Here is a 19,109-nt window from a genome sequence, read left to right on the forward strand (position 1 = left end):
CTTATTATTTCTGTTTCATATTCCTTTACATGTCGATAACTTCTTGGCATAAAAATATCCCTCCTGATGTATATTCTACATCAAGAGGGGTCTTTTTTCTATTGTCCATTTTTTACGGACTTGTTCACTACCACAGGGGGCTTTTTAAGCTGTTTGTGTTATGCTATATATGCTAACGCTAACTTCTGAATAGCAATTGCGTCATACACTGTTATGTTTCCGTCGCCGTTTACGTCGGCTTTAGCGGTTGCTTGTTCGTCAAGGTTTAACATCTGAAGAGCCGCTTTTTGTACGGTTATGGAGTCAAACAGATTTATTTTTCCGTCACCGTTTACATCGCCCTTAGTAATATAGTCCTTCCATTCGCCGCTGAAAACGGTTTTGTACGGATTGTCTGTGTTCGCATTATTAATGTCGGGAACCCATATTTGATTTGGCTTTTCACCAAACGTAAGGTCCTTTGACTGTTCGCCATTGTTGCCGTTGTCAAAGAGTATATTCACTACGCTTTGGTCAAGCTTATATTTCCAAACGCCGTTTCCGCAGTCGGTCATCAAAACGCCCGGCCAGCTTAGTGTTCCCGCTTCGGGTGCGCTCCACCAGTAGATGTAAACCTTGTCCCACTGAGTTTTTGAGTTGTCAAAGTAAACGTAAAAATTGCCAAGTGCGGTGCGCATTGCCGTTTTTGCTTCATTAAGTGCCGTGCCTACCTCGGTGTTGGTTGTCGCCGCATTTATATTATCAATTCCTTTTTGATATTCCGCCAAAAAGCTGTCCCAAGCTTCGGCTTCATAATCGGACTTGATAAACGAATTTTTATAGCTTTCAAGGCTTGCAAGGGCGTTTTTCTGAGCTGTTTGCAGGTCTGTAAAAAAGTTGCTCATAAAGCCTTCTCGCTTTGAAATCCAATCAAGATAGTACCTAAGCTGTTCTGTGTGCGTTGTTCCGCCGGACGGCACAAGCAGGTTGGTTGTAACGTCCCAGCGAGTATAGTTCATTTTTGAAGCGTCTGAAACAAGTTTTGAGTATTCGTCAAAACTCTTGAGCCTGCCCTGAGCTGTTGTGTATCCGTTTAAAATGTCAAAGGCAGGAGCGTATCTTGTTTTCCAAAGCTCGCCTGCTTTTTCCATAAAATCGCTGTGCTGTGCAAACTGAGCTATAACGGTATAATAATCTGTGTTGTAGCGCTTTGCAATTCCTGCAAAAATTTGGTTGGTTGAGGTCATGTTGACTCCGTCCTTGTTTGAGGCAAGATTGCCAAACGCAACGTCATAATCCCAAACAGGTGCGGCGTGAAGCTTGCCGTCGCCATTTGTATCAGAGTCCTTGTAGAAGTAGCAGCTTGAAATGCCTGAGTCTATATTCACGGCAAGCTCGTCAAGCAGATACATAAGAGCCGCCGACTCAATGTCAACATAGTCTGTGTAGTGCTTGCCCTTTGAGTTGTAGCCTGTTTCGGAATAAAGTGCGTCCTCCATATCCTGCACAAAGTCGGCAATATAGCCCACCTGCTCAATTGAGTTTACTGTTTTAAGGTCAACCGCTTGTCCTCTTGTTGTAATAAAGTGGCAAGGCTCTTCCGGCGATACAACGTATTCAAGCAGATAGCCGCCTGTTATGTCTGACGGATTAACGGGAACAGAGTAGCCCTGCCTGCGGCGGTTTTGTGCCGTTTTAAGCGAGTATGACTCGATATCATCATTTTCACCTGCGGCTAAAAGAGCCTCCTCGGTGTTGCCCTGTAAATCTGTAATGCTTACAAGGTTGTTTTTGCCAAGTTCAACCTTTTCGGTCAGCTGGTATGTGCCAAGGTACTCGCCGTTTGCGTAAAGGTCAAGGAAGTGCGACTCCGGCGAGAAGTCAAGGCCAACCTCGTGCGCCAAATCGTAAGCAACACGGTTGCGTATCATTGAATGTTCCTGTGCGTTTGCAAGCAGACACCACTTTTTGCTCGACTTCATTCCAAGCAGGCTTGCCTTTTTAGGGAGCTTTATGTTGTACGGCTTTTTGTCAAGCCGCCAGGTTGTGTTGCCTCTGCCCTTGATAGAGTTTAGCTCACCGTCATAGGAAACAGCACCCTCGCTGTCAACAAGCAAAAGCTGACCTGCCTGCGCTGTTTCGTGTGTTTTGTCGTTGTTTATAGCGTCCATATTGCCGCTTTCTGTTGTCAGAAACATTGACGCAATTCCTGATGACTTCATAATGAAAGCGGTGTAATCATTGCCGTCGGCAGTAACCGTAAATTTTTGGTTTATCGGCAAATCTGTCAGAGTATCGCCGCTTGCAACAGCCTTGCCGCTTATGCTTACGCTGTCAAAGTTGTGGTAGATTACAGCCGACTGAACATCTGCCGAGGTCGGCATAAAGAAGTAATAGACGCCGTCCTTGTCCAAAAACCATTTAACGGCGTCAATCTCGCTTACACCATCGGCTGAACAGCCGTCAAGCCAGACAGCCTTGTCAGTGCTTGACTGTATATAAGACGGAACGCCCAAGGCTACTTCATCGCCCTCAAGCGCAACTGCGCCCGTAAACGGCAAAACAGCCATAAGCAGGCACAAAAACAGTGCCGTCAGCTTTTTTGTCAGACAAAATCTTTTCATAAAAACTCCTCCGTTTTCTTAAACTTTCCGCATCAAATGTGCAACTAAATTATACTATTATTGCACTCCTTTTAATATCGTCAAGTTGAAAGAAAATAGAGGAGAAAAATTGGTAAATATTTAATAAATCCCTTGTACCGCTACCTCACCTGTGCTGATATATTTCTTCTCGCCGTTTTGGGTTTCAACAATCAAGCCGCCATCAGGGGCAATGTCAACCGCTGTTCCGCTTATTTCGCCGTCATTTCGCTTTGCGCTTACGCTTCTGCCAATTGTGGCGCAAAGCGAAATGTATTCGTCCTTGATTGACTCAAAGCCGCCCATTATAAACTCGTTGTATATGTCCTCAAAGCTCTGCGCAAGCCTTATTATTATATCACTGCGGCTGAACTCCCTTTCCTTTTCAAGATATAGCGAGGTTGCCTTTTTGCTGATTTCCTCAGGGAAGGAGCGATTGTTTATATTAATGCCCATTCCGACAACGGCAAACGATACGGTGTTGTCCTCAATTGCCATCTCAGTCAGAATTCCGCAAAGCTTTTTTCTGCCGATGATTATATCATTTGGCCATTTTATTTTTGCGTTGAAGTCTGCAATACTGTTTATTGTACGGCACATTGCAAGACCTGCGGCAAGAGTTATGCACGGCACTTGTGACGGCGCAAGTTCCGGACGAAGCAATATGCTCTCGTAAACGCTTGTGCCCTTGGGTGATTTCCAAACTCTGCCAAGCCTGCCCTTGCCTGAGAACTGCTCGTCAGACACAACCGTTAAGCCCTGCTTGGCGCCCTGCTTTGCACGGCGTTTTATTTCCTCGTTTGTCGAGTCAACGCTGTCTAAAATAACGGTAGGTCTGCCTATGAACAGCGTGGTGATTTTATTGTTTATGTCCTGCTGTAAAAGCTCGTCAGGCTCGCTTAACAGCTTATAGCCCCTGTTTGTAACGCTGTCAATTACATAACCCTTTTGCCGCAGGGCTTTAATGTGCTTGCTTATGCTGTTGCGTGAAATGCCGAGAGAATCCGATATTTCCTGTCCGGAAATATATCCGTCACGGCGAAGAAATTCCAAAATTGAATTAACCGTACTCATAATACCAACCCCTGTATGCGTTTTATTTATTATAGCAAGTTTATTTTTGCTGTGCAATAAAATTAAAAATTGAGTTAAAATTACTGCATTATCGCAGCGGCAGGTCTTGCCGCATTTGCAAAATATGTGGAAAAAGGTATTTATTTTGCTTTTTCCGAAAAATAGCATAATGCATTTATGATATTATTGTTAGACGTGAAGAAGGCAATTTGCCATAATGCCAGCTTACAATGTTTAATAATGTAAATATGCGTTTTCATACAGTCATAGTAAGAAAGGAAAGATTCTTATGAACAGTGCAGAAATTCTTGAGCTTAAAAAGCTCGCCTGTAAGGCAAGAATGGGCGCAATTATCGGTACCTACAATGCAAAATCGGGTCATCCGGGCGGCTCTTTGTCAGCCGCAGACATCTTCACCTATCTTTATTTTAAAGAGATGAATGTTGACCCTGAAAACCCGAAGAACCCCGAAAGAGACCGCTTTGTTCTTTCAAAGGGTCACGGCTGTCCAAGTCTTTATGCAGCTCTTGCTCTTAAGGGATATTTCCCGTTTGAGGAGCTTGAAAAGCTCCGCCACGTTGGCGCAATGCTTCAGGGTCATCCGGATATGAAGGGTACACCCGGTATTGATATGAGCAGCGGCTCACTTGGTCAGGGTGTTTCGGCGGCTTGCGGTATGGCTGTTGCGGCTAAAGCTGACGGCAGGAACTACCGTGTTTACACCGTTTTAGGCGACGGCGAGTGCGAAGAGGGTCAGGTTTGGGAGGCTGCAATGTTCGCTTCTCACTATAAGCTGGACAACCTTGTTGTAATAGTTGACAACAACGGCTTGCAGATTGACGGCAAGGTTGAGGACGTTGCCGGACTTTGTATGCTGAAAGAGAAGTTTGAAGCTTTCGGCTTTGGCGCTATTGAGATTGACGGCCACTGCTTTGAGGATATTGAAAAGGCTATGAACGCCGCACGTGAGTGCAAGGGCAAGCCGTTTGCTATTATTGCAAAAACCGTAAAGGGCAAGGGCGTTTCGTTTATGGAAAATCAGGTTGGCTGGCACGGCGTTGCACCTAACGAAGAGCAGTACAAGCAGGCTATGGCTGAGCTTGAGCAGCAGCTTAAAGAGATTGAGGAGGCGTAAGCAATGGCAGAAACAGTAAACAAGGCGACAAGAGAGAGCTTTGGTATGGCTCTGTGCGAGATTGCAAAAACAAATAAAGACATTGTTGTATTGGACGCCGACCTTTCCGGCTCAACAAAAACCGCTATGTTCCAGAAGGCTTTTCCGGAGAGATTTTTCAACTGCGGTATTGCAGAGGGAAATATGATAAGCACAGCGGCAGGTCTTGCCGCCTGCGGAAAAATTCCGTTTGCCGCTTCTTTTGCAATGTTTGCAACAGGCAGAGCATACGAGCAGATAAGAAACTCGGTGGCTTACCCGCACTTGAACGTAAAAATTGCAGGCTCTCACGCAGGTATCTCTGTTGGTGAGGACGGCGCAACACACCAGTGCTGTGAGGATATTGCGCTGATGAAAACTCTGCCGGGCATGGTTATCTTAAACCCTGCCGACCACTGGGAGATGACAGAGGCTGTTAAGGCGGCTGTTGAGTATGACGGACCTGTTTATCTGCGTTTGGGCAGACTCGCCGTTGACAGCTTTAACGACCCCGACAATTACAGCTTTACTCTCGGCAAGGGCATAACACTGCACGAAGGCGACGATATTACAATTATTGCAACAGGCATTGTTGTTAAGGACGCCTTAGAGGCGGCTGAGCAGCTTGAAGCACAGGGTATTCACGCAAGGCTGATTAATATGCACACAATTAAGCCGATTGACGAGGATATTATCGTTAAGGCGGCAAAGGAAACAGGCAGAATTGTAACAGTTGAAGAGCATAACGTAGTTGGCGGACTTGGCGACAGCGTGTGCGACGTTACAGCAAGAAAATGTCCTGTTCCCGTTACAAAAATCGGTATTCAGGACCGCTTTGGCTACTCAGGCCCTGCAAAGGAGCTTTTGAAGCTGTTTGGCCTTTCAAAAGAAAATATTGCAAAGGTTGTTTCGGATATAGTTAAGAACAGCTGAGCAGGACTAATTGCTTTTTTATAATTAAACGTCTTCTGTTTCCGTTGGTGCAGGGGACGTTTTTGTTGGTGAATTTAAGTATACACGGCTTGCTTTGATGAATGTTTGACAAAGCACTTCTGCCGCCGCTTGCGAATGTGGTGTGTTTTTGCACGTTGCTCGACAAAATAAACAAAAATTACGGCAAAAATTCCATCCGAATTATTCCTGTAAATCACCGACAAATCATTGACAAAGCAGTGCCTAAAATGTATAATATTATTCGGTGTTTTAATGCACCGCAATTTGTGTCAAAGAGGTGTGCGTATGCTTCTTGATTTAAAAAACGTATTTTTAAACGAGGGAGTACACCGCCTGGCAGACTATAAGCTTGACTTAAGCTCAGTTGCGGTGGACGGAGTTAACCCCATGCCCGAGCCTGTGGCTGTGACGGCTGAGGCGGTTAATACGGCAGGAACTGTAAGACTTATTATTAAAGCTGAATTCTTATACTCCAGACCGTGTGACCGTTGCTTTTCGCTGACCAACACGAATATGTCTTTGGAATTTGAACATAATCTTGTTGTTTCCCTAAGCGGCGACAGTAATGACGACTACATTGAAGTGCCGGATTATACTATTGATTTAGACGAGCTTGTTGCAACAGACATAACGCTGGAGCTTCCGCTGAAGTATTTGTGCAGGGAGGACTGCAAGGGCTTATGCCAAAGCTGCGGTCAAAACCTGAACAACGGCGAATGTAAATGCAGCAAGACTGCAACAGACCCTCGGCTTGAGGTTCTGAGGCAATTATTATCTTAATACAAACTATAATTAAGGAGGCGCCCAAAAATGGCAGTACCGAAGAATAAAACATCAAAACAGAGAAAGAATACAAGAAGATCTAACGTTTGGAAGCTTTCTGCTCCTGCACTTTCAAAATGCTCAAACTGCGGTGAGTTCAAGCTTGCTCACAGAGTTTGCCCGAACTGCGGCTTCTACAAAGGCAGAGAAGTAGTTAAGAAGGAAGCTTAATTTTTTTAAGACTCAAAGGCGGAGAGGAAGGCAAAATCCTCTCCGCTTTTTTCTTGAATTCAAAGCGCTGAACAGAAAGGAGCGTATACAAAATGGCTGTTGTGATAAAATCAGTTACAAAAGGCGGAAGATGCGACAAAGCCGGAGTGTTGCCGGGCGAGAGCTTGCTTACAATCAACGGCGAGGAAATAGCCGATGTGCTTGACTACCGCTTTCATCAGCTCAACAGAAATCTTACGCTTGAAATACGCTCTGACTGCGGCACGGTGCGCAAGTTAGAAATAAAAAAGGGCGAGTACGAGGAGCTGGGGCTTGAATTTGAAACCTACCTTATGGATAAACAACATTCCTGCCGCAACAAGTGCATATTCTGTTTTATAGACCAGCTTCCAAAGGGTATGCGTCAAAGCCTTTACTTTAAAGACGACGACTCCCGCCTTTCGTTTCTGTTCGGCAATTACGTAACTCTTACAAATATATCCGAGCACGAGGTTGACAGAATAATAAAAATGCACATTAGTCCTATAAATGTTTCTGTGCACACAACTAATCCAAAGCTTCGGTGCAAAATGCTGAACAACCGCTTTGCGGGCAAGGCGCTGTCTATACTAAAGCGGTTTGCAGACGGCGGAATAATGATAAACTGCCAGATTGTTTCCTGCCCGGGAATCAATGACGGGGAGGAGCTTGACCGCACTCTTGACGACCTTGAAAAGCTCTTTCCGCAGGTTGAAAGCATAGCCGTTGTTCCCGTTGGCCTTACGGGGCACAGAGAGGGTCTTTATCCGCTTGAATCGTACACAAGGGAAACTGCCTTGACCACTCTTTTGCAGATTGAAAGCAGGGGAGATAAGTTTCTTGAAAAGTACGGCAGGCGAATTGTGTTTGCCTCTGACGAGTTTTATTTAAGGGCGCAAAAACCGCTTCAAAACGCCGACTTTTACGAAGGATTTATGCAGCTTGAGGACGGCGTAGGTATGCTGAGTTGCTTAAAGGATGAGTTTGATTGGGCGCTTGAGCAGGCTGAACCCTCCGACATAAAAAGAAAAATAACTCTCGCCTGCGGCAAAGCACCGGAAGCTTTTTTAAGGTCGCTTTTTGCAGGAATTAAAGATAAGTTTCCAAACATAACCGTTGAGGTTGTGGGGATTGAAAACAAATTCTTCGGCGGCGAGATTGACGTAACCGGTCTTGTAACCGGCGGCGACCTTATAAGCAGGCTAAAGGGCAGAGCCTTGGGTGAAAAGCTGATTATTTCAAGCTCTATGCTCCGCCGTGAGGGGGATTTGTTTTTGGACGACACATCGACAGATGATGTTGAAAAAGAGCTTGATATAAAGCTTGAAGCCGTGCCGAATGACGGGCAAAGGCTGCTTGCGGCGTTGCTGCAATGAATGACGAATAATTATTGTTGCTGCTTTGAAGCTTTAATTTAAGAACATTAAGCCTTCATAGCAAAGCACTAAGCAGTGCTGATTGCAAAAGTTAATCATACATTTCAAACGGCTTGATATTCAAACACAGAAAGGAATGATGCGAAATGGCAAAACCTGTTATTGCTATTGTCGGCAGACCAAACGTGGGCAAATCCACGCTTTTTAACAAGCTGACCGGCAAGAGAATTTCAATAGTAGACGATACTCCCGGCGTTACAAGGGACAGAATCTTCGGCGAGGTCGAATGGGGCGGCAGAAAGGCAACTCTTATTGACACAGGCGGAATAGAGCCGTATTCGGACGATATTATTCTTTCGCAAATGCGCCGTCAGGCTGAGCTTGCCATTGATTCGGCAGACGTTATTATACTTGTAACCGATTTGCGTTCGGGCGTGGTTGCAACCGATATGGACGTTGCAGCAATGCTCCAGAAAAGCGGCAGACCTATTGTGCTGTGTGTTAACAAGTGCGATAAAATCGGTGAGCCTGAGCCTGAGTTTTACGAGTTTTACAACTTGGGGCTTGGCGACCCTGTGCAGGTTTCTTCCGTACACGGTCACGGAACAGGCGACCTGCTTGAGCAGGCATTTTCGTATCTTCCCGAAAAAAACGATAACGATGATGACGGCGAGCTGATAAGCGTTGCGGTTATCGGCAAGCCGAATGTAGGCAAGTCATCGCTTATAAACAAAATTTCGGGCGAGGAAAGATGCATTGTTTCAAACATTGCAGGTACTACAAGAGATTCTATTGATACTCTTGTGTTAAACGATTACGGGCAGTTTAATTTTATTGACACAGCAGGGCTTCGCCGCAAAAACAAGGTTGAGGATAAAATAGAGCAGTACAGCGTAATAAGAGCTAAAATGGCTGTTGAACGCTGTGATGTTTGTGTTATAATGATAAATGCTGAGGACGGCTTTACCGAGCAGGACTCAAAGGTTGCAGGGCTTGCGCACGAGGCAGGCAAGGCTTGCGTTATTGCGGTAAACAAGTGGGACGCTATTGAGAAGAACGATAAGACAATGAACGAATACAAGAAAAAGCTTGACGTTGATTTTTCGTTTATGTCATATGCGCCGATGATTTTTATTTCTGCAAAAACAGGTCAGCGTCTTGACAAGCTTTTTGAGCTTATCAAGCAGGTGGCTAATGCAAACGCTATGAGAATCCGCACAGGAAAGCTAAACGAGCTTTTGTCGCAGGCTACCCTCAGGGTTCAGCCGCCGTCTGACAAGGGCAAGAGATTAAAGATATATTATATGACTCAGGCTTCAACAAAGCCGCCTACATTTGTGTGCTTTGTAAATAATCAGGAGCTGTTCCATTTTTCTTATCAGCGATACCTTGAAAACAGAATAAGAGAAACCTTCGGCTTAGAGGGAACTCCGATAAGGTTTGTTATAAGAGAAAGAGGAGAAAAGGAATAAAGAGCATAAGAGGTATAAAAGGAGTATGATTATAATATGCAGGAATATTTAACCCTACTATCAAACGGCTGGCTTCAGTTGACGCTGACAATGGTTATATCTTATCTGCTCGGCAGTATCAGCTTTTCAATTATTATAACAAGAATTGTAAATAACCACGCCGATATAAGAACAATGGGCAGCGGCAACGCAGGCTTTACAAACGTTCTGCGTTCTGTCGGCAAGGGGCCGGCTGTGTTTACAATAGTTTTCGACTTTTTAAAGGGAGTAATCTCGGTTGTAATCGGCTGGCTTTTGTTCTCAACTATTGCAACTATTGACGGCGGCGCAGTGCTGCAAAGCGAGATTATCTCATACGGCAAGTTTATCGCAGGTATGTGCTGTATGCTCGGCCATATCTTCCCGATTTATTTCGGTTTCAGAGGCGGCAAGGGCGTTGTAACCGCAGCGGCTATGATGGCTGTGGCGGATTGGAGAATATTCCTTGCGGTTATAATTACCTTTGGCATAGTATTTCTTATCACAAAGATTATTTCAAAGGCTTCCATACTTGCTGCAATTATGACGCCGGTTTATACCTTCTGCGTAACATATTTCCTTGACTACCTGCCAAGCCAAAGCGAGGCAAACAGCCACACAATTGTGTATGTAGCCGTTGCAACGGTTTGTATGGCGCTTGTCGGTTTAACGGTGGTGCTTAAGCACAAGGAGAATATCAAGCGAATTTTAAACGGCACAGAAAAGAAGATAACCTCGAAAAAGTAATCAGCGGCGCCCGCATTTTTAGGTCTGCTCACGGCAGGCGCCTCCGTTTAATAAGACAGGCATAAATGTGTTCGCTCTTGTCATAGCGTTAAACAGAAAGGAACCCATTAATGGAAAAAATAGAAAGCTTTAAAATAAACCACATTCTCCTCGACAGAGGATTGTACGTTTCCCGCAGAGATTACGGCAAGGACGGCTCAATTATTGCAACCACCTTTGATATTCGCCTTAAAAAGCCGAACAGAGAGCCTGTAATAAACATAGCTGAAATGCACACAATGGAGCATCTTGGCGCAACATTTCTGCGCAACCACGAAAGCTATAAAAACGAAATAATCTATTTTGGCCCTATGGGTTGCCGCACAGGCTTTTACCTTATTTTAAAGGGCGATTTAACCTCACGTGACGCTGTGCCGATTGTTACGGAAATGTTCGCATTTATGGCTGATTTTGAGGGCGAAATTCCCGGGGCAGATGCGTTCTCCTGCGGAAACTACCTTGACCAGAATTTGCCTATGGCTAAGCTTGAGGCGAAAAAGTTTCTAAGCGAAACCCTTGAAAATATAGGGGACAGTCAGCTTAATTATCCTGAGGGATAATGAAAAATAAAGATTTGATGAAAGCTTGTAAACATTTAATTAGAATAACCCAAAACCTGCTTTAAATAAATTCCTGCAAGGAGGAAAAGGTTTGAAACATCATATCAAAAAAACAGCTGTCACGGCTGTGTCGGTACTTACATCATCGCTTTTGCTTTTGTGTTCCTGCGCTGACAACGGCACAGTATCGGGCGGCGAAGCTTCAACACTGAGTACCGAAGCACAACAGGCTCAACTTCAGCCGACAACCGAGCCTGCTACGGAAGATGAGCTTACAAAACAGCGCCGTGAAAGACTGCAAACTGCTGTTAACGAATATATGGCGCAGTGCGATTTTTCAGGCTCAATACTGATTTCTGTTGACGGCGTTGACCTTGCCGAGTATTCTCACGGCTTTGCGGATAAGTCAAACGCTACGCCGAACACAAGGAGCACTAAGATAGAGCTTGGCTCTATTACAAAGCAATTCACCTCGGTGGCAATTATGCAGCTGCAGGAGCAGGGCAAGCTGTCTGTCAGCGATACGGTTGATACATATATCCCTGAGTACGATTTCGGCGACCAAATGACAGTCGAAAACCTGCTAAATATGACCTCAGGCATACCGGATTTTCTTAATTCAATGATTTACCTGCAAAGTATAGGGGAAATTGATATGATGGAGCCTGCAACCTTTGAGGACGTTTTGAGCTTTGCAAACTCAAACGGAATTGAGTTTACTCCGGGAAGCTCGTTTAGTTACTCAAACACGAACTATATGCTTCTTGGTGAGATAATAGCAAGGCAAAGCGGCGTGACCTATGAAAAGTTTGTTGAAGAAAATATATTAAAGCCGCTTGGAATGACTAACACCTCGATGAATATGAATGACGCCGACGCAGTCGGATACCTCATAGACGGAACAGAGGGAGATAAGTCTGACACCACATATTTCGGTGCGGCAGGCGAGATTGCGTCCTGTACGGTTGATATGAGCAGGTGGCTAAACGGCTTGACAAGCGGCAAGGTTGTAAGCCAAAACTCGCTGTATCAAATGCTCGGTGACAGCGGGATGGGCTACGGCTACGGTTGGTTTATTTCTCAAAACGGCTACTATTGGCACACAGGACAGTCAATGGCTTGCTACACAATGGATTTGATGAGCCTTGACTACGGCATAAACGTAATTGTTCTGTCTAATGTGGACGATGAAAACGTCGAAACAATATGCGTTGACCTTTACAATGCAACGGTTGGCGCAATTTTCCAGTGAGGTTGAAATGAAGCTATCTGTAATTATTCCTGCGGCGGGAAGCTCAAACAGGATGAAAGCTAAGCAGAGCAAACAGCTTATGAAGCTTTGCGGAGTTGAGGTGCTTGCGCATACAGCACTTGCCTTTGAACGCTCAGAGCTTGTAAGCGAGATTATAATTGTGTGCAGAAATGAGGAGCGCGCCGAGTTTGAAAGGCTGATGAAGCAGTACGGTATCAGAAAGCTCAAGTGCTTTGCTCAGGGCGGAAAAAGCCGACAGGAGTCGGTTTTCAACGCTATGCCGCTTGTGTCAGAGCAGTGCGATTATGTGGCAATTCACGACGGCGCAAGACCGCTTGTAAGCAGAGAAATAATTGAGCGCACAGCCACAGCCGCCGAAAAATACGGTGCGGCGGCACCCGGAGTTCCTGTTAAGGACACAATAAAAATAATAGAAAACAGCGGAATGATAGCCTCAACGCCAAACAGAGAAAGTTTGGTTGCGATACAAACGCCGCAGATATTTGAAAAACAAAAATACCTTGCGGCTATGAAAAGGGCACAGCAAAGCGGCGAGGAATACACCGACGACTGCGCTCTGCTTGAGCAAAGCGGATGTGCTGTGTTTGTCAGCGAGGGAAGCTATGACAATATAAAGATAACAACGGCGCAGGACATTCCGATTGCACAAAGGCTTATGGAGGGGTTAAAATGCGAATAGGTCACGGCTATGACGTACACCGACTTGTCGAGGGCAGAAGGCTTATCTTGGGCGGAGTTGATGTTCCGTTTGAGCTTGGTTTGCTCGGCCACTCTGACGCAGACGTTTTGCTGCATGCCGTAAGCGACGCACTCTTGGGTGCGGCTTCACTTGGCGACATAGGTAAGCATTTTCCCGATACCGACCCTAAGTATGAGGGAGCCGACAGTATGAAGCTGCTTGAAAGAGTGGTGGGGCTTTTGAATGAAAAGGGTTTCAGCGTTAATAATATAGACTGCACAGTAATCGCTCAGAAACCAAAGCTTGCGCCGTTTATCGCTCAGATGAAGAGCAATATTGCAAGTGTGTGCGGCGTGTCAAATGACAGGGTGAACGTAAAGGCAACCACCGAGGAAAAGCTCGGCTTTACAGGCGAGCTTAAGGGTATATCTGCCCACGCTGTTTGCACAATAAACGAGTGACAGACAGGATATTACACATTTTACGTCGGTGCGACGGTATAATATAGTTGCAGTCGGTGAGGCGATTAATAATGAATAATGAAGAATTGCGCCGCCGCTTTGCGGCTTTTTGAGCCTGTAATATTCGTTTTCGCTATTTGACATCACACACGAATTATGATACAATCTTTGCGTTCGGAGGCGATAAAATGGCAAAGGAAAGCACAAAAACAATAGCTCAGAACAAAAAAGCGCATCACGAATATTTTGTCATTGAAAGCCTTGAAGCGGGCATTGAGCTATGCGGAACAGAGGTTAAGTCACTGCGTGCAGGCAGGGTGAACCTAAAGGACAGCTGGTGCAGTGTGGTTGACGGCGAAATCTTTGTCAACGCAATGCATATAAGTCCGTATGAGCAGGGCAATATCTTCAACCGTGACCCAATGCGGGTTCGCAGACTTCTTCTGCATAAAAGAGAGATTCTGCGCCTTTTCGGACTTGTAAAGCAGGGCGGATATACGCTTATACCGCTGTCACTGTATTTCAAAGGGTCAAGAGTGAAGCTTCAGCTTGGACTGTGCAAGGGCAAAAAGCTCTATGACAAGCGAGCGGACATTGCCCAAAAGGACGCAAAGCGCACAATGGAGCGAGCATTGAAGGAGCAAAACAGATAAATTAATTTAAAAGTGCATATTTGCGTGGCAAATATTTTACCTGATGCAAGGCAGACTTCGTTCAATGTTGTTTACTAATGATATTGACCATATACGGGGGTGTAAAGGTTTCGACGGGGATTGTAAGCCCCGGTAAGCGAGCAGCGGTGCGGGACCGCTATAAAATCCGCAATTTTAAAAAATAAACGACAACAATAAAGTTGCATTAGCTGCCTGATTTAGGCGGCCGTTCTGTCCGATAGTACTGCGGATTGGATAAGAGCGTCGATTAGCAGTGAACGTGAACCGGAAAGAGCCTTGTATTCGGTCATGACTTAAAGGGCTACCCAAAAGCAAAGCCTGTTGATGGGCGCTGCCCTTGGGGAAGCTAAAGCATCAACTACGCTCGTAGAAAGCCTCGGTAAGCGATTTTCGGACAGGGGTTCAATTCCCCTCACCTCCACCACGTCGGAGCAAAGTCCGCTTTGCTCCGACGCTTTTTTATGCCTTTGGCAAAAAAGCGTCATCCGCCCGCTCCCTTGCTACTCCTTTCCGCAAAAGGTCACGCTCGGCTCGCCTGCTCGGTTGTAAACGCCCTCGCTGCGGCTTGCTGTCGCTACCAACCTTTTGCGGGTTACGAAAGTTCAACTTCCACTGGTAAAACACACAGAAAATCTTTTTTATAGTCCTCTGACACGTCGTAGCAAAGTCCGCTTTGCTCCGGCGCTTTTTTATGCCGTTGGCAAAAAAGCGTCATACGCCCGCTCCCTTGCTACTCCTTTCCGCAAAAGGTCACGCTCGGCTCGCCTGCTCGGTTGTAAACGCCCTCGCTGCGGCTTGCTGTCGCTACCAACCTCTTGCGGGTATGAGAGTTCAACTCACACCGATAAAACGCACAGAAATCTTTTTTATAGTCCTTTGACACGTCATAGCAAAGTCCGCTTTGCTCCGACGCTTTTTTATGCCTTTGGCAAAAAAGCGTCATCCGCCCGCTCCCTTGCTACTCCTTTCCGCAAAAGGTCACGCTCGGCTCGCCTGCTCGGTTGTAAACGCCCTCGCTGCGGCTTGCTGTCGCTACCAACCTTTTGCGGGAACAGTAATGCGGCTATTTCAAAAGCAATCAGAAGCGGCAAAGTCGAATTGAAGATTAACGATGGTAAACAAGGAAAGCATATTAAAGGTCACAATAATTTTATTGAAGGCTGAAGCTATATCACAATTTCTACTGAAGAGGCACAAGAGCTTGTTAATGCGTATGCCGGAACAGGCGCATTGATAAGAACAAAAAGCAGAAAATGGTCAAAGCAGGAAGTTGTTACTTCAAATGATGTTATAGGCTATGATGTAAATGATCTGACAGTAATAGAAACTGCTACTAAAATCTTTAAAATCCATTACAGTAACAAAGGTACTCACATAGTGCCGAAAAGGGAGTGATTTCATTGGTTCTGTTAAACGAATTAAAGAAAATCGAGAATTTGAGCGACAAGACGAAACTCAGGATAGTATGCGAGGGTGGAATAATAATTGAGGGGGAGTATAGGGGTTATACCTCTGCCCTGAACAATGAGCCTGAAGTCGCTCAGCTTGATATTTACTCAAAGAAAAATAATACGATGTATGGATTGCTGGAAACAGAGATCATTTCTATCAGTATTATTAATTAACCGCTCCCACAATGTGAGGGCGTTTTTTTATGCTTATGACGAAGTAGGTAACCCAATAGATTACCGTGACGGAATGAAGTTTACATGGAAAAACGGCAGACAGCTTGCTACGCTGACAAAGGACAACAAGACGACAAGCTATACATATGATATTTCCGGCATTAGAACACAAAAAAATATTGACGGACTGGCAACAAAGTATTATTATGATGATAGTAATAACCTTGTTTCAATGACAGTCGGCGATAAAAAACTGATGTTCTATTATGATGCAAACGGAAGCGTAAGCTCGGTTCAATACAACAATGCAATGTATTACTATGTTAAGAAATTGCAGGGCGATATAAGAAGAATAGTTGACGAGAACGGAAATATAGTAGCAATCTATTCTTATGACCCATTCACGGGCAGATAATTGTACAATCAAAGTAAAACGAACTAACGATAAGCAATGGTTTACAAAAAAGGAAATATGTCGTTACAATAACTCTTAGCGATTTATATGAGGTGTTTTCTTATGAAATTTAAAGGTTTTTTGTCCATAGCTGTTGTAGTTATTATTTTTTTCACATCATTAACCGGATGCCAAAATTTACTTAGCAGTAGAAATTTTGCTGATTACAATATTGGCGATAGATTTGAAAGCAATAGAGATAGATATATGGTTAAATTAAATAATTGTTTTTTTGCCAGCGTACCATATAAAGAAACTGAGAAAATAGAAGTATATAAATTACTGGATTTTAATTCTGCTGATTTAATAGGTAATTCTAAACTGTATTTTTCAGGCGAATTTGATAAATGTTATAGCAACGAAGATAGCATACTTATAAAATCGGATGTAAATAGTAACTATATTTTAATTGACTGCAACGAGATAAACAATCAAAAAGTTTCATCGAGTGTAAATGATTTAAATGTTGATTTATCAGCATACAAAGAAATTATATAAGAAGCACAATTTACGTGATGTCACTTACTAACACTAAGTAATTCATTTATCAGGAATCTAACTCAGATAAGACACAACGGTACGAACTACAATATAGAGTTGTGTCCGGTTATTCTGAAGAAAAGACTGTATAACAAGGGACAAGTCAAATATCATGGGATTATACGCCATCTTTCGATTTCCATTTTGATTTGCCATATTATTACAATCCACCAACAGGTGAAAGACCGTTCCGGGAAACTATTTGGCAGTATTTTTCCACTTGTGAATAGTAATAAGATAGGAGTGATTTTTTGGTTATAGGTATTGATTTTGAATGGCATGAGTCAAGTTCGGACATATTAAAAAAGCTTTTCACTGACTTTGATTTTTCAAAATACACTTGGGATGTATATAATGAACAAGCGTGGGATGAAGATAACAACGATTTGTTTGAAAGCAAAGCGTATAGCGGAATTGAATTTGATTCTATAATAAAAAGACCTACAAATCTGATTATGCTGATTTCAATAAAAGCATTTGATGGAGTTGTAAATGAAATTGAATCGTTTGATGACTATTTATCAAGTGACTGTCAGCTTATGTTTTATGTGATTGATTGCGATTATGTGGATTTATATTGCAAACGAGAGGAAGATTTAAATTTCTTCTACAACAGAGCAAAAGAAATTGGCGTAAGTGAATTAAATTATATAACTGAGGAGAATTTTAGCAGAACTGGTTTCTGATTTTTAGTTATTTGATATTTTAAGCTTGTGATTTCATAGAAGTGGGATGGTTCTGATATTCTGCAACCGTCCACTTCCTAAAGAAAACTGATAAATATTTACAGTAAAGGAGAATTCATATGAAAAAGATACTATCGCTGGTTTTATCCTGCGTAATGATATTTGCAGTCGTTCCGATAGCAAATATTTCTGCGGCGGCATCTGACAGTACATCAAGGCAAGAGCTGATAAGCTTACTCGACTACTATAATACCGAGTTGGATTACTCATCTGAAGATTGGTATAATCCGTTTCCATATAAGGATTATCAGCCGGATAATGATTATTCAAAAGCAAAGAAAAATGCCGAGATACTTTTGGCGAATGAAGCGACTACGGATGAACAATTTGAAAAAATAATAGCTGAGCTTAAGAACACAAGATATAATCTGATAAAATATGAATTGAGATTTATGCTTAATTGTTTTAAATGGGATTTTTACTATGCTCCTGAGTATTGGTATGATTATTTCACCAAAGATAGCTATGACGATTATCTTGAAGCATACGAAAGAGCGAGTGCGATTCGTGATGATGAAAGCTCTACTCTTGATGACTGCAAAAACGCAATGGATGAATTTTTAACGGTGCAGGATAATCTGGTTAAAAAAACACCAACCGATCCTACCGATCTGGAGAATCCGAAACAAGAGCTGATAAGCTTATTGGAATATTATTCTACTGCATTGGATTACACTTCCGAGAAATGGCATCCTCCTTATGATCCTGAGGAGTCATTCTCATATTCTCAGGATTATAAGGATTATTATAAAGAATATACAGATTATTATGCCGCAGAACTAAAAGCAGAAGAGCTTTTGGCGGATGAAAAGACAACAGATGAAGAATATGAAGCAATAATAGAAGAGCTTAAAAAGACAAAGTATGCAATGATAAGGTTTGATTTGAGCGCAATGGATAACTATCATGATGGTTGGCTTTGGAGTTTTGATTATACTCCGGAGGCTTGGTATAGAAAATATACCCAGGAGAGCTATGACGCTTATCTTGCGGCTCATCTTGAAGCGAATATTTTATTAATGTATAGGGGCGAATTTGCAACAATAGAAGATTTCAAGAATATGATAGAAAAATATCAGGCAGCATATGAAAGCTTAGTTGAAGTACACCTTATTTTAGGTGATGTGAATTCAGACGGTGACATAAATCTTGCAGATGCAATTCTAACCCAGAAAAGTGCATTATCTATAATTGAATTATCTGGAAATCAAATGCCTTGTGCTGATGTTACAGAAGATAACGAAGTTACTATACAAGACAGTATTTTTGTAATGAAATATTGCTTAAATATCCCGACTGAAGTTGAAAGAATCGGTGAAGTAGTGCGTCCGTACTTCGTTTCCTGATTGTTAGTCTTGTGTTGACAATGCCGGGCAGAAACAGAGTAGGCTTGGATAGCAGACCAAGAGCTTACACCTATTAATAACCGATTATGAAAGACGTGCAAAGCAATTTGCAACGCTTATAGTGCTGAATTACAGAGAAAATTCAAGAAAGGCAGAGTTTAACCGCTCAGCCTTATCATGTTGTGTGCTCGGTACGTATTAGTGCTTGGTGGTGAAAGTCCGCTACAGACTTGGCAGTAGAACTGTTAGCTGAGAGCAAGGGCGTTCATCGTGAGGTGGAGCTTGA

At 43.4% G+C, this 19,109-nt stretch carries 21 protein-coding genes and 1 other RNA gene; 19 read left to right on the forward strand and 3 right to left on the reverse strand.

The window, feature by feature from the left end:
* Window positions 1-158 precede the first annotated feature (158 nt).
* Both GMA13_RS01950 and GMA13_RS01955 read right to left on the reverse strand, forming a co-directional pair.
* Complete coding sequence (locus GMA13_RS01950; RefSeq protein WP_255882519.1) at window positions 159-2,603, reverse strand: CotH kinase family protein; 2,445 nt, start codon at window positions 2,601-2,603, stop codon at window positions 159-161.
* A 120-nt stretch (window positions 2,604-2,723) separates the two neighbouring features.
* Window positions 2,724-3,695: a biotin--[acetyl-CoA-carboxylase] ligase gene (locus tag GMA13_RS01955; RefSeq protein WP_255882520.1), complete on the reverse strand. Its 972-nt coding sequence runs from the start codon at window positions 3,693-3,695 to the stop codon at window positions 2,724-2,726.
* A gap of 289 nt (window positions 3,696-3,984) precedes the next feature.
* Here GMA13_RS01955 and GMA13_RS01960 point away from each other — a divergent pair, with 289 nt between their 5' ends.
* The 13 genes from GMA13_RS01960 (at window position 3,985) to ssrA (ending at window position 14,536) form a co-directional block, all read left to right on the forward strand.
* Window positions 3,985-4,830: a transketolase gene (locus tag GMA13_RS01960; protein WP_255882521.1), complete on the forward strand. Its 846-nt coding sequence runs from the start codon at window positions 3,985-3,987 to the stop codon at window positions 4,828-4,830.
* 3 nt (window positions 4,831-4,833) lie between these two features.
* On the forward strand, window positions 4,834-5,781 hold the full coding sequence (locus GMA13_RS01965; protein WP_255882522.1) for a transketolase family protein: 948 nt from the start codon (window positions 4,834-4,836) through the stop codon (window positions 5,779-5,781).
* A 306-nt stretch (window positions 5,782-6,087) separates the two neighbouring features.
* Window positions 6,088-6,582, forward strand: coding sequence for a DUF177 domain-containing protein (locus tag GMA13_RS01970; RefSeq protein ID WP_255882523.1), 495 nt, complete (start codon window positions 6,088-6,090; stop codon window positions 6,580-6,582).
* Between the two features lie 30 nt (window positions 6,583-6,612).
* Window positions 6,613-6,795 (forward strand): 50S ribosomal protein L32, encoded by a 183-nt coding sequence (rpmF, locus tag GMA13_RS01975; RefSeq protein WP_255882524.1) that lies wholly within the window; start codon window positions 6,613-6,615, stop codon window positions 6,793-6,795.
* Window positions 6,796-6,887: 92 nt separating this feature from the next.
* Entirely contained in the window at window positions 6,888-8,189 is a 1,302-nt protein-coding gene (locus GMA13_RS01980) for a DUF512 domain-containing protein (protein ID WP_255882525.1), read from the forward strand.
* Between the two features lie 146 nt (window positions 8,190-8,335).
* Window positions 8,336-9,661 carry a ribosome biogenesis GTPase Der gene (gene der / locus GMA13_RS01985; RefSeq protein WP_255882526.1) on the forward strand — a complete coding sequence of 442 codons (1,326 nt, stop codon included), beginning with the start codon at window positions 8,336-8,338 and terminating at the stop codon, window positions 9,659-9,661.
* Window positions 9,662-9,697: 36 nt separating this feature from the next.
* Entirely contained in the window at window positions 9,698-10,426 is a 729-nt protein-coding gene (plsY, locus tag GMA13_RS01990; RefSeq protein ID WP_255882527.1) for a glycerol-3-phosphate 1-O-acyltransferase PlsY, read from the forward strand.
* 110 nt (window positions 10,427-10,536) lie between these two features.
* Complete coding sequence (locus tag GMA13_RS01995) at window positions 10,537-11,025, forward strand: S-ribosylhomocysteine lyase (protein WP_255882528.1); 489 nt, start codon at window positions 10,537-10,539, stop codon at window positions 11,023-11,025.
* 91 nt (window positions 11,026-11,116) lie between these two features.
* On the forward strand, window positions 11,117-12,277 hold the full coding sequence (locus GMA13_RS02000; protein WP_255882529.1) for a serine hydrolase: 1,161 nt from the start codon (window positions 11,117-11,119) through the stop codon (window positions 12,275-12,277).
* 7 nt (window positions 12,278-12,284) lie between these two features.
* A complete protein-coding gene (gene ispD / locus GMA13_RS02005; protein WP_255882530.1) occupies window positions 12,285-12,977 on the forward strand; it encodes a 2-C-methyl-D-erythritol 4-phosphate cytidylyltransferase in 693 nt (230 codons plus the stop codon).
* Window positions 12,968-13,438, forward strand: a complete 471-nt coding sequence (gene ispF / locus GMA13_RS02010) for a 2-C-methyl-D-erythritol 2,4-cyclodiphosphate synthase (RefSeq protein WP_255882531.1) — start codon at window positions 12,968-12,970, stop codon at window positions 13,436-13,438. The genes ispD and ispF overlap by 10 nt, the downstream gene beginning before the upstream one ends.
* Window positions 13,439-13,626: 188 nt before the next feature.
* The gene (gene smpB, locus GMA13_RS02015) at window positions 13,627-14,091 is read left to right on the forward strand and encodes an SsrA-binding protein SmpB (RefSeq protein WP_255882532.1); all 465 of its coding nucleotides are present in this window, start codon (window positions 13,627-13,629) and stop codon (window positions 14,089-14,091) included.
* 95 nt (window positions 14,092-14,186) lie between these two features.
* Window positions 14,187-14,536: a transfer-messenger RNA gene (ssrA, locus tag GMA13_RS02020) on the forward strand.
* A 306-nt stretch (window positions 14,537-14,842) separates the two neighbouring features.
* Here the strand turns inward: ssrA and GMA13_RS02025 are convergent.
* Window positions 14,843-15,055 (reverse strand): hypothetical protein, encoded by a 213-nt coding sequence (locus tag GMA13_RS02025; protein ID WP_255882533.1) that lies wholly within the window; start codon window positions 15,053-15,055, stop codon window positions 14,843-14,845.
* Window positions 15,056-15,288: 233 nt separating this feature from the next.
* On the opposite strand from GMA13_RS02025, the gene GMA13_RS10605 reads away from it, so the two are divergent.
* The 6 genes from GMA13_RS10605 to GMA13_RS02050 all read left to right on the forward strand — a co-directional run bounded on the left by GMA13_RS10605 (window position 15,289) and on the right by GMA13_RS02050 (window position 18,823).
* Window positions 15,289-15,507 (forward strand): polymorphic toxin type 50 domain-containing protein, encoded by a 219-nt coding sequence (locus tag GMA13_RS10605; protein ID WP_255882661.1) that lies wholly within the window; start codon window positions 15,289-15,291, stop codon window positions 15,505-15,507.
* 5 nt (window positions 15,508-15,512) lie between these two features.
* A complete protein-coding gene (locus GMA13_RS02030; protein WP_255882534.1) occupies window positions 15,513-15,737 on the forward strand; it encodes a hypothetical protein in 225 nt (74 codons plus the stop codon).
* Between the two features lie 13 nt (window positions 15,738-15,750).
* On the forward strand, window positions 15,751-16,152 hold the full coding sequence (locus GMA13_RS02035; protein ID WP_255910318.1) for a hypothetical protein: 402 nt from the start codon (window positions 15,751-15,753) through the stop codon (window positions 16,150-16,152).
* 102 nt (window positions 16,153-16,254) lie between these two features.
* Entirely contained in the window at window positions 16,255-16,689 is a 435-nt protein-coding gene (locus GMA13_RS02040) for a hypothetical protein (protein WP_255882537.1), read from the forward strand.
* A 293-nt stretch (window positions 16,690-16,982) separates the two neighbouring features.
* A complete protein-coding gene (locus tag GMA13_RS02045) occupies window positions 16,983-17,417 on the forward strand; it encodes a DUF2691 family protein (protein ID WP_255882538.1) in 435 nt (144 codons plus the stop codon).
* Window positions 17,418-17,536: 119 nt separating this feature from the next.
* Entirely contained in the window at window positions 17,537-18,823 is a 1,287-nt protein-coding gene (locus tag GMA13_RS02050; protein WP_255882539.1) for a dockerin type I repeat-containing protein, read from the forward strand.
* Window positions 18,824-19,109: the final 286 nt, after the last annotated feature.

Source organism: Ruminococcus sp. zg-924, from assembly GCF_024433635.1.
Lineage (GTDB): Bacteria > Bacillota > Clostridia > Oscillospirales > Acutalibacteraceae > UBA7067.